Source organism: Corallococcus sp. CA047B (genome assembly GCF_003612065.1).
GTDB classification, from domain to species: Bacteria; Myxococcota; Myxococcia; order Myxococcales; family Myxococcaceae; genus Corallococcus; species Corallococcus praedator.
The window spans coordinates 127,204-137,722 of sequence record NZ_RAWD01000002.1 but is presented as its reverse complement, the minus strand read 5'-3'; the positions used below and the strand labels follow the sequence as shown (position 1 = coordinate 137,722).

Genomic DNA, 10,519 nt, shown 5'->3' with positions numbered 1-10,519 from the left:
TCCGTGGCGCTCGAAGTCACCGGGGAAGGCGCGTCCACCACGGGTGCCGTGGGGGCGCTGCCCAGGACGTGGTGCAGGGTCTCCAGCAGCTCGTCCTGGGGCACGGGCTTGAGCAGGTGCGCTTCAATCTTCAGTTCGCGCATCCGGCCGGCCTCTCCAGGTCGATCCGCGGAGGTGAGCAGCACGATGCGACTGCCGGCCAGCTCGGAGCGCTCGCGAATCTTCGCCGCGAGGCTCAATCCGTCGATGTCCGGCATCCTGAAGTCCAGCAGCGCCAGCGCGTACGGTCGCCCCGTCGCCACGCCGTGCCAGAGTGCATCCATCGCCGCGATGCCGTCACCGACCCCGGTGGGCTCCATCCGCCAGGCGCGCAGCCACTCCTCGACGATGCGCCGGTTCACCGCGTTGTCGTCCACCACGAGCACCCGCAGGCCTCGCAGCAGTGGCAGCGGTCGGGGCAGGGGAGGGTCCGTCGGCGCCGAATGCCGTCCGAAGCGCGCGGTGAATGTGAAGGTGCTTCCGCGGCCTGGTTCGCTCTCCACCCCGATGTCGCCCTCCATCAGTCCAATCAACCGCGCGGCGATGGTGAGGCCCAGGCCGGTCCCGCCGTACTTCCTGCTGGTGGAGGCGTCTTCCTGCTCGAAGGCGCGGAAGATGGCGGTCTGCTTGTCGGTGGAGATGCCGATGCCGGTGTCGCGCACGGAGAACCGCAGCGCGACCTGCTCGGCGGATTCGCTCGCGACCTCCACCTGCATCACCACCTCACCCTGGGCGGTGAACTTGATGGCATTGCCCACGAGGTTGATGACGATCTGCCGCAGACGCCCCGCATCACCGACCAGCGCGTCGGGGACGTCTGCGTGCACGTTGCAGACGAGTTCGATCCCCTTGCGATGCGCGCGGACGGCGAGCGCTCGCAGCGTGTCACCGATGGCGGAGCGCAGGCCGAAGTCCGCCGCATCCAGGGCCAGCTTGCCGGCTTCGATCTTCGAGAAGTCGAGCAGGTCGTTGATGATCCCCAGCAAATTGCCCGTGGCCGACTTCACGGTCTTGAGCGACTGACGCTGGGCCTGGGTGAGGTGGGTGTCCAGGACCAGCTCCGTCATCCCGAGGATGGCATTCATCGGGGTGCGGATCTCATGGCTGACGTTCGCGAGAAACTCGTCCTTGGCGCGGTTGGCGTGCTCGGCCAGCGCGCGCGCCTGCCGCAGCTCTTCCTCGAGCTGCTTTCGCCGCGACACATCGTGCACGATGCTCACGATGTATGAGTCGGCTCCGTCGTCGGTGGGCACTCGTGAGGACGTGACGCTGATCCAGATCGTCCTGCCGTCCTTGCGAATGAACCGGTGCTCGATGCTGTAGGTCGCGATCTCATTCCGGCTCAGCGACAGGAAATGGCCGAGCGCGTGCTCGAGGTCCTCGGGGTGCGCGAGCTGGGTGGGTTCGAGGGCCAGGAGCTCTTTGACGGAGTACCCGGTGATCTCGCAGTAGGCGCGATTGAAGTGCCTCAACCCATGTCGCGGATCCACGTGGACCAGGCCGGCGGGAGCGTGATCGAACGTCGCGCGGTAGCGCTCCTGGCTGCGCGCGAGCGCGGTCTCGGCCTCCTTGCGATCCGTGATGTCGATGCTGACGCCCAGGAAGTGATGCGCACGCCCCTGGGCGTCGCGCAGCGCCGTGCCCCGACTGAGGATCCACCGGTACGTGCCGTCGTGCTGCCGGACGCGGACCTCGACCTCGAACCCCGGCGTTTCACCCTTCAGGTACGCCGCGGTGACCCGCTTCACCCGCTCCACGTCGTCGGGGTGCCAGAGCGCCAGGCGGTCCGCCATCGTTCGCGGGCCCTCGGCCGGGTAGCCGAGCGGTTCCCAGACGTTCACCGCCGACAGGCGGCCGTTCTCGATGTTCTCGTCCGTCAGTTGGGTTTCCCAGACGCCGATGGTCGACCCCTGGAGCGCGAACCGGAGCCGTTCGCTCAGCCCGTCGCTGACGCCGAGGAGGTGTTGCGCGGAGCGAAGATCGTCCTCGACGGACAGGTTTTTTGGAGGCATGGGAGGGTGCTCGCGATGATGCCCGACATCAAGCAGGCTGCGTAGTCGCACACCCCGTGGGTGCACCGCATGGCGGATGTTCTTCTCATCGACGACGACGCGGCGGTCATTCCCGCCCAGGTCCGACAGTTGTTCCCCGCGCCCGCCCACCGGGTGCGCTGGGCGAGCACGGGTCGGGATGGCCTTGCGAGCGTGCGCCGCGAAGCGCCCGACGTCATCCTGCTCGACCTGATGTTGCCGGATCAGTCAGGGTTGGAGGTGTATCAGCAGATCCGCGCCCTCGACGCCCGCATTCCCGTCGTCTTCATCACCATGGCCAAGACGGCGGACACCGCCATCGAGGCGATGAAGCATGGCGCCTTCAACTACCTCCACAAGCCCCTCGACCTCGTGCAGTTGGGGCAGACGGTTCGCGAGGCCTGTGAAGTCGCCCGGCGCATGCGCTCCCCGGTGCTGCTCAACGAGGAGCCTCCCGACGAGCGCGCGGAGGGCTCCCTGATCGGCGGTTGTCCGGCGATGCTGGAGGTCTACAAATCCATTGGCCGGGTGGCCGCTCAGGACGTGACGGTGCTGCTCACCGGCGAGAGCGGCACTGGCAAGGAACTGGTCGCGCGGGCGCTCTACCAGCACAGTGCCCGCTCGAAGGCGCCCTTCCTCGCGCTGAACTGCGCGGCCATCCCCGAACATCTGCTCGAAAGCGAGCTGTTCGGTCACGAGAAGGGCGCCTTCACCGGCGCGGACCGTCGGCGCATTGGCAAGTTCGAGCAGTGCAACGGGGGGACGTTGCTGCTCGACGAGGTGGGCGACATGCCGCTCGCGTTGCAGGCCAAGATCCTGCGGGTCCTGCAGGAGCGCACCTTCGAGCGCGTGGGCGGCAACGAGACGATCCACACCGACGTGCGGGTGATCGCCTCGACGCATCGGGACCTCGCGCGGCTGTCCGCCCAGGAGCGGTTCCGGGCGGACCTCTTCTACCGGCTCGGCGTGTTCTCCATCCACCTGCCGCCCCTGCGCGAGCGGGGCGACGATGTGGCCACCCTGGCCCGGCACTACGTCCGCCGCTTCGGCGCGGAGCTGGGCCGCGACATCCGGGAGATCGCACCGGAGACCCTGGAACGTCTGGCCGCCCATCCCTGGAAGGGGAACGTGCGGGAGCTGCAGAGCGTGCTCAAGCAGGCCCTGCTCAAGGCGAGCGGCACGGTGCTGCTGCCCTTGTTCCTGCCCTCGCTGCTGAACCCGGTCAGGCCTCCTGGTGCGGGCGTCGCGCAGCCGGCGCTCGAGGACTTCATCCAACAGCGGCTGGCGCTGAAGACCACCCAGCTCTACGCCGAAGCCCACGACGAACTCGACCGGTTCCTGCTCACCGCCGTGCTCGAGTCCTCCCAGGGCAACCAGAGCCAGGCCGCGCGGACGCTCGGCGTCTCACGCCAGACCTTGCGGCTGAAGCTTCGAGCCCTGTTTCCGAACGGCACGGAGCCCTCGGGCGAGGACGGCTCCGACCCGGACCTGGCTTCGAACTGAGCAGTTGGATGGAATGAAGCCAGCGGTGCGTGGGGGCGCCGCGCCCAAGTGCCTGGAATCGCGTCGCGGGTCGCGTGGCATGTCCACTGCAAAGTGGCTCCGAGGACAAGCCTCACCCCCCTCCAGGAGCGACCCGCCGATGAGCACGATCACCACCCAGGACAAGACGACCCTCTTCTACAAGGACTGGGGTCAGGGGCAGCCGGTGGTCTTCAGCCACGGCTGGCCCCTCAATGCCGACGCGTGGGACGAGCAGCTGAACTTCTTCGCGTCGAAGGGCTTCCGTGCCATCGCCCATGATCGCCGCGGCCATGGTCGCTCCAGCCAGCCCTGGCAGGGCAACAACATGGACACCTACGCGGACGATCTCGCGGAGCTGCTCAACCAGCTCGACCTCAAGAACGCCGTGCTCGTCGGACACTCCACCGGCGGTGGCGAGGTCACGCGCTACATCGGCCGCCATGGCACCCGCCGCGTCGCGAAGGCCGCGCTCATCGGTGCCGTGCCTCCGCTGATGCTCAAGACGGAGCGCAACCCCGGCGGCCTTCCGCTGGAGGTGTTCGACGGCATCCGCAAGGGCGTCGCCTACGATCGCTCGCAGTTCTACAAGGACCTCAGCGCGCCGTTCTACGGAGCCAATCGCCCCGGCTCCAAGGTCAGCGAGGGCCTGCGCAACCAGTTCTGGCTGCAGAGCATGCAGGTCGGCCTGAAGGCCGCGCTCGACTGCATCCAGCAGTTCTCGGAGACGGACTTCACCGAGGACCTGAAGAAGTTCGACGTGCCCACGCTCATCCTGCACGGCGATGACGATCAGATCGTCCCCATGGGCGCGGCGGCGCAGCTCAGCAGCAAGTTGGTGAAGAACGCCACGCTCAAGGTGTACCCGGGCGGCTCGCACGGCCTGATGGCCACCCAGCTCGATCCGTTCAACGCGGACCTGCTGGCGTTCATCCAGGGTTGATCCGCCTCACGTCGCGAACACCTCCTCTCACCTGAAAGCTCACGCATGATTGAAGAAACGTTCGAAGGTTCAGGCGGCATCCAGCTCTTCGCCCGGTCGTGGAAGTCCGAGGGTCCGCCGCGCGCCGTGGTGATCCTGCAACACGGCTTCAAGGCCCACAGCGGGCTCTACGACGGGCCGGCGCGGCAGCTCGCGGCGCGGGGCCTGGCGGTGCACGCCATGGACCTGCGGGGGCACGGTCGCTCCGACGGAGAGCGCTACTACGTGGACCTGTTCGCGGACTACGTGGCGGACCTCAAGATCTTCATCGAGCGGGCGCGGGCGAAGAACCCGGGGCTGCCGGTGTTCCTGCTCGGGCACAGCGCGGGCGGCGTGGTCGCGTGCACCTACGCCATCGAGAACCAGAAGGAGCTTACGGGCTTGATCTGCGAGAGCTTCGCCCACGAGGTGCCGGCACCGGACTTCGCGCTCACGATCCTCAAGGGCTTGAGCCACATCGCGCCGCATGCGCACGTGCTGAACCTGAAGGATGCCGACTTCTCGCGCGACCCGGCGTTCGTGGCGCGGATGATGAACGACCCGCTGGTCCCGCACATCAACTACGCGGCGAACTCCGTGGCGGAGATGGTTCGCGCCGACGAGCGCCTGAAGCGGGAGTTCCCGCTCATCACGCTGCCGGTGTTCATCCTCCACGGCACGGAGGACCGCGTGACGAAGCCGAGCGGGAGCCAGCGCTTCCTTCGGGATGCGGGCTCGTCCGACAAGACGCTCAAGCTCTACGAGGGCTACTTCCACGATCTGCTGAACGACGAAGGCAAGGAGCAGGTCCTCGCCGACGTCGTTGAATGGATCGAGGCGCGAATCCCGGGCGCCAACGCCCAGCCCGCTTCCGCCAGCAGGGGGTAGGGGAAGCCGGACCGGGCGGGCGGAGCATGCCTACTTCGGGGGCGCGAACTGCTCCGCCCCGTCCACCGACTTGTCGTCCAGCACCTCCTCCAGCGTGTCGGTGAGCTGCTGGCCGTCGCTGGCGGTGACGCGCAGCTGGAAGCTGCCTTCGCCCACGCCATCGTCGGTGACGAAGTAGTTGTAGCTCTCGCGCCGCAGGCTCTTCCAGTCACCGCCGCGCTTCCACTCCAGCTTCTTGATGGGCAGCCGGTGGTTGCGCACCTGGATGGCCGTCCACCAGGGATTGCTGCCTTCCTTGAAGTGGTACTTCACCGGGCCGGCGACGTCGCAGGACACCGGCGTCCAGGTGATGTCCACCCGGCCGTCCTTCATCTCCGCCACCTTCTCGAAGGCCTCGCGGCTCAGGTCCAGGTGGCCCTTCTCACAGTCGGGGCACTGGTCCACGATGCGCACGCGCAGGTTGCCCTTGGGGCCGACGATGTCCACGCACTGGCCGCAGACGGCGCTGTTGTCGTACTGGTCGGCGTTCATCGCCGCCACCATCAGGTCGCCGCCCTTGTCGTAACTGCAATTGCCGCTGCCGTTGGCGTCGTAGTAGGTCGCGATTCCCTTCTGCTCCTCGCCCAGCGTCACGCCGCCCCCGGAGGCGGAGTCGCCACACGCTCCACAGGCGAAAGAGGCCACGGCCACCAGCAGCGAAGGGTTCCAGAAGGAGGGTCGGTTCATACCGACAGCATACACGCGCTGCCCTGCGTCAAGGACAGACATCCTCTCGCCCCTGGCGACGGTGATTGTGTTTGCTAGGATGCAAACCCTTCCCCGAAGTCATGAGGTGTTTTGCCAATGAACAAGTTCACGCGCGCAGTGTGTCTGGGTTCGGCTCTCGTGGTGTCCGCCTGTGGCGGGCCGGAGCTGGTGGAGGAGGCGTCGCTGGCGCAGCAGGAGGCGGCCTTCGCGGTTCCCGCGACCGCGACGGCGCATGGCTGCAACTTCACGCTCTACGCGCTGGATCGGCCGAACGTGCTGCCCCCCACGTACGACATCAAGCTCAACCGCTTCGGCAGCACCTGTCCCTACGGGGACCTGACGGTGGTGCTGGGCACCTCCTATTCCACGGAGCCCAAGCTGTCGATGCAGGGCAACGCCCTGGGGGTGGCGCTCTCGTACTCGGTGCAGAGCTCCTACAGCGGCTCCGCGGCGCGGTACCTGGTGTTCAGCCACGTGGATCCGGCCACGCTCGCCGTGGTGCGCAACGCGGACATCCGGGGTGACTACCCCTACGGCCAGGTCAACTCGGGCAACGTGTGGATCGAGTCGAACGGCACGACCGTCACCGTGAACGGGGTGATGTCGGGAACCATCCAGGGCCGTCCCGGCACCCGCTACACGGCGACGTTCCCGGACTTCTTCACCAGCACCACGGCGCCCAGCTACTACATCCGCTGAGGCCTTGAAAAAGACCCCGCCCGCCACCGGGACATTCCGGTGACGGGCGGGGACCCCCTTGCTGCATGACCCTGGGTGTCTCCCCCGGGGATTACCGGCCGCGGGCGGACGCGCTGGTGAGCGCGCGGGCCTGGCCAATCAGCTTCACGAACTCGGTGCGCTCCGTGTCGCTGCCCACGGCGCCCTCCGCCAGCTTCTGCGCGGTGGCCAGGCTCCAGCCCTCGGCGGCGGGCGCGGCGCGGAGGATGTCCGCGGTGGCGGCGACGGCGGCGGCGAAGCGGAAGTCGGACGACGCGGCCTCCATGGAGGCCTTCATGTTGGCGTGGGTGAGCGGGAAGGCCTGCTCCTTGGCCTCCGTGCCGTTGGGCGCCTTGGCGCGGATGCGCACCGTGGCCAGCTCCTGCGACTCGCCCGTCAGCTCCACCTCGTACAGCGCCGTCACGGTGTGGCCCGCGCCAATCTCACCGGCGTCCACCTTGTCGTCGCGGAAGTCCTTGTCCGCGATGTCGCGGTTCTCGTAGCCCATCAGGCGGTAGCGGTTGACGGCCTTCGGGTTGAACTCCACCTGGAACTTCACGTCCTTGGCGATGACCTCCAGCGTGCCGGTGAGCTGCGTCTCGAACACCTTGCGCGCCTCCTTCATGCTGTCCACGTAGAAGCTGTTGCCGTTGCCCTTGTCGGCCAGCTGCTCCATCAGCGAGTCGTGGTAGTTGCCCATGCCGAAGCCCACCGTGGTGAGGGTGACGCCCTCGGACACGTACCGCTGCACGCTGGCCAGCATGTCCTTGGCGCTCAGGTTGGGGCCGATGTTGGCGTCACCGTCGGTGAGCACCACCACGCGGGACACCACGCTGCCGGACGCCTTCTTCACCGCGTGCTTGTAGGCCGTCTCCATGCCGGAGCCCATCGCGGTGCCGCCGCCCGCGGCCAGGGTGTCCAGCGCCGCGTGGATCTTCTTCACGTCCGTGGCGGGCGTGGGCGGCAGCACGTCCTTCGTGGAGCCCGCGTAGGTGACGAGCGCGACGGTGTCGTTCTCGTTGAGGTTCTTCACCGCGATCTTGATGGACTCCAGCGCCAGCGGCAGCTTGTCCGACGACGCCATGGAGCCGCTGGTGTCCACCAGGAACACCAGGTGCGCGGGCTTGCGCTGCGAACGGGAGACGACCTTGCCCTGCACGCCCACGCGCACGAAGTGGCGCCGCGCGTTGAACGGCGAGGGCGCGCCCTCCAGGTGCACCGTGAAGGCGCCTTCCTCCGGCGGCGTGTAGCGGTACTTGAAGTAGTTGACGAACTCCTCCACGCGCACCGCGTGGGTGGGAGGCAGCTGCCCGTTCTGCAGGTAGCGCCGCGCCATGGAGTAGGAGGCCGTGTCCACGTCCGCCGCGAAGGTGGACAGCGCGTCCTTCGTCGTCTCGGTGAAGGCGTTGGGCTTGTAGGCCTCGAAGGTGTTGCCGGCCTCCGTCAGGGACTTGTCCTCGGCCTGCATCTCCTTCTTGGACTTCTCCGCCATGGGGGCGGGTGCTACCGCCATCGCTCCACCGCCCCCGGGCCCAACACCCATGCTGCCCAGCGCCACCCCGGACGCCATTGGCTTGGCGGGCATCGCCTTGCCCATCGCCTGCTGCTGGGCCGGCGTCGCGCGGCGCTGGGGTGCCGGCGCGGCGCTCTCAGGGGGCGGCGGAGCGGCGAGCGCCACGGCGCTGTTGGCGGATTCATCCTCCACGGGAGCGGGGGTCGTGGGGGCGGCGTCATCCCTGGGCGCGTAGTTGGCGCGGGACGGGCGCGCTTCGGCCTGGGTCAGCCCCTGCGTCTCCGGCGGGGCCCGCGACGTGGAGCACGCGGCGACGAGGCTCGCGGAGAGGAGGGCACCACTGAGGAAGGACACGCGGCGCTTGGAGAAGAAGGCGGACATTGGGGCTCCCGGACTGGAAGTAGCAGGCGTGCCCTTCAAAACGACCGACGTCCGGAATGGGTTTATCCGGTGAATTTTTCCCGGCCCCGGGCGTGGCCCGCGCTTGCGTGGGGAAACCCCATTTGCGACGGTGCCTGCCCATGGAGACGACACGACCGTTCCGGATTCTGGGCATCCAGCAGATCGCCATCGGGGGGCTCGACAAGGGCGCCCTGCGCAGGCTGTGGGTGGACACCCTGGGCCTGCAGGCCCATGGCACCTACCGCAGCGAACGGGAGAACGTGGACGAGGACATCGTCGTGGCGGGCGCGGGCCCCTTCAAGGTGGAGGTGGACCTGATGCAGCCCGTCAATCCCGACGGCCGTCCGAAAGTGCACGACCCGGCGCTCAACCACGTGGGGCTGTGGGTGGACGACCTGGCCACCGCCGTGAAGTGGCTGGAGGGGCAGGGCATGCGCTTCGCGCCCGGCGGCATCCGCAAGGGCGCGGCGGGCTTCGACGTGTGCTTCATCCACCCGAAGGGCAGTGATCAGTTCCCGCTGAGCGGCGAGGGCGTGCTCATCGAGCTGGTGCAGGCCCCGCCGGACATCATTCGCGCCTTCGAGCAGGCCGCATCCACGGGCCACTGAGCGCGAGCTGGCGGACGCGCGCGAAGCCCTTCTTCAGCGCGCGCTCCGCTGGATCCACCGCGAGGCACAGCAGGTACGTGCACGCGATGAGCAGCGCGACCAGGCCCGCGTACTGGAGCCACCCGCTGCGGTCGCCCCAGACGCGTTGGAACGAGAAACCGAACGTCCGGTAGAACAGCAGCATCTCGTGGAAGAAGTACGCGGACAGTGACGCGGTCCCGAACACCTCCAGGAAGCGACGGGCCCGCGAGGGCTTCGCGTCCGGCGCCATCCGGCCCTCCACCCACAGCAACCCGAGCAGCACCGCGCAGACCCACATGAAGCGGGTGGCGGAGTTGGACGGGTTGGTGACGTAGAAGCGGTGAGGGGGATAGAGGCTGCTGAGCAGGTGCGGCATCAGCGTCCCGGCGAGCCCCACCGCGATGAGGAAGAGCAGGGCCCGGGTGAGGCCCGCGCGGCCCCACGCGCCCGCGATGGTGCCGCAGAAGGCGCCCAGCCACGCGAAGCCGATCCACGGCAGCAGGGGGAAGGTGGCCCAGGAGGACTTGCGCAGGAACGACGCCCACGGCTCGCCCGCGTTGTCGGTGAAGGGCGCGAGCGCGAACGCGACCATCGCCAGCACGAACGCCATGGCAGCGAGCGCGCGAGGCCGCGAGGCCAGGAGCGCCGCCAGGGGCAGGGTCAGAATGAGGCACAGGCCCACGCAGTGGAGGATGTCCAGGCGCAACAGCCACACCGGTTCCTTCAGCACGGGGAACCACGCGGCGTTGACCAGCGCGGCGACGGCGAAGACCTCCGCGATGCGGCGCAGGTTGCGGCGCACGCGGTCTCCCAGCACGCCGCTCGCGGCGCTGCGCACCATCAAGAGCGAGAGCGCGAAGCCGGCGGAGAAGATGAACGCGGGGGCCACCAGCCCGTCGATCTTCAACAGCCGGCCGGTCCACACGCTCTTGCGCAGCTCGGGGGTGAGCAGCGCGAGCGCATGGCACTGGATCATGAAGAGGACGGAGATTCCGCGCAGCCAGTCGATGGCGCGCACGCGCTCGCGGGAGGCGGGGGTCGGAAGGGGCAGGGTGCTCAAGGCGGCGCTACC

Annotated in this window: 9 protein-coding genes; 5 read left to right on the top strand and 4 right to left on the bottom strand. The window is 68.3% G+C overall.

Translation table 11 applies throughout. From position 1 onward, the window contains the following. Nucleotides 1-2,051 (bottom strand): PAS domain S-box protein (locus D7X74_RS00925; RefSeq protein ID WP_120530991.1); only part of this gene is annotated, 2,051 nt, incomplete at its 3' end. 69 nt (nt 2,052-2,120) lie between these two features. Here D7X74_RS00925 and D7X74_RS00920 point away from each other — a divergent pair. The 3 genes from D7X74_RS00920 (at nt 2,121) to D7X74_RS00910 (ending at nt 5,439) form a co-directional block, all read left to right on the top strand. Beyond that, nucleotides 2,121-3,572: a sigma-54 dependent transcriptional regulator gene (locus D7X74_RS00920; protein WP_120530990.1), complete on the top strand. Its 1,452-nt coding sequence runs from the start codon at nt 2,121-2,123 to the stop codon at nt 3,570-3,572. A 139-nt stretch (nt 3,573-3,711) separates the two neighbouring features. Then, entirely contained in the window at nt 3,712-4,533 is an 822-nt protein-coding gene (locus D7X74_RS00915) for an alpha/beta fold hydrolase (protein ID WP_120530989.1), read from the top strand. Between the two features lie 45 nt (nt 4,534-4,578). Further along, nucleotides 4,579-5,439 carry an alpha/beta hydrolase gene (locus tag D7X74_RS00910; protein WP_120530988.1) on the top strand — a complete coding sequence of 287 codons (861 nt, stop codon included), beginning with the start codon at nt 4,579-4,581 and terminating at the stop codon, nt 5,437-5,439. Nucleotides 5,440-5,469: 30 nt separating this feature from the next. Here the strand turns inward: D7X74_RS00910 and D7X74_RS00905 are convergent, their stop codons facing one another. After that, on the bottom strand, nt 5,470-6,165 hold the full coding sequence (locus tag D7X74_RS00905; RefSeq protein WP_120530987.1) for an expansin EXLX1 family cellulose-binding protein: 696 nt from the start codon (nt 6,163-6,165) through the stop codon (nt 5,470-5,472). Nucleotides 6,166-6,282: 117 nt separating this feature from the next. On the opposite strand from D7X74_RS00905, the gene D7X74_RS00900 reads away from it, so the two are divergent. Next, entirely contained in the window at nt 6,283-6,885 is a 603-nt protein-coding gene (locus D7X74_RS00900) for a hypothetical protein (RefSeq protein ID WP_120530986.1), read from the top strand. A 91-nt stretch (nt 6,886-6,976) separates the two neighbouring features. Here the strand turns inward: D7X74_RS00900 and D7X74_RS00895 are convergent, their stop codons facing one another. After that, on the bottom strand, nt 6,977-8,797 hold the full coding sequence (locus D7X74_RS00895) for a von Willebrand factor type A domain-containing protein (protein ID WP_120530985.1): 1,821 nt from the start codon (nt 8,795-8,797) through the stop codon (nt 6,977-6,979). A 140-nt stretch (nt 8,798-8,937) separates the two neighbouring features. On the opposite strand from D7X74_RS00895, the gene D7X74_RS00890 reads away from it, so the two are divergent. After that, entirely contained in the window at nt 8,938-9,426 is a 489-nt protein-coding gene (locus tag D7X74_RS00890) for a VOC family protein (protein WP_120530984.1), read from the top strand. Here the strand turns inward: D7X74_RS00890 and D7X74_RS00885 are convergent. After that, complete coding sequence (locus D7X74_RS00885) at nt 9,386-10,507, bottom strand: heparan-alpha-glucosaminide N-acetyltransferase domain-containing protein (protein WP_120530983.1); 1,122 nt, start codon at nt 10,505-10,507, stop codon at nt 9,386-9,388. The two genes, D7X74_RS00890 and D7X74_RS00885, sit on opposite strands and share 41 nt — an antisense overlap. Nucleotides 10,508-10,519: the final 12 nt, after the last annotated feature.

Bases quoted from the DNA above. Each gene is read 5' to 3' on its own strand.
- D7X74_RS00910 (WP_120530988.1), top strand. From the start codon at position 4,579: ATGATTGAAGAAACGTTCGAAGGTTCAGGCGGCATCCAGCTCTTCGCC.
- D7X74_RS00915 (WP_120530989.1), top strand. From the start codon at position 3,712: ATGAGCACGATCACCACCCAGGACAAGACGACCCTCTTCTACAAGGAC.
- D7X74_RS00890 (WP_120530984.1), top strand. From the start codon at position 8,938: ATGGAGACGACACGACCGTTCCGGATTCTGGGCATCCAGCAGATCGCC.
- D7X74_RS00900 (WP_120530986.1), top strand. From the start codon at position 6,283: ATGAACAAGTTCACGCGCGCAGTGTGTCTGGGTTCGGCTCTCGTGGTG.
- D7X74_RS00905 (WP_120530987.1), bottom strand. From the start codon at position 6,165: ATGAACCGACCCTCCTTCTGGAACCCTTCGCTGCTGGTGGCCGTGGCC.
- D7X74_RS00920 (WP_120530990.1), top strand. From the start codon at position 2,121: ATGGCGGATGTTCTTCTCATCGACGACGACGCGGCGGTCATTCCCGCC.
- D7X74_RS00895 (WP_120530985.1), bottom strand. From the start codon at position 8,797: ATGTCCGCCTTCTTCTCCAAGCGCCGCGTGTCCTTCCTCAGTGGTGCC.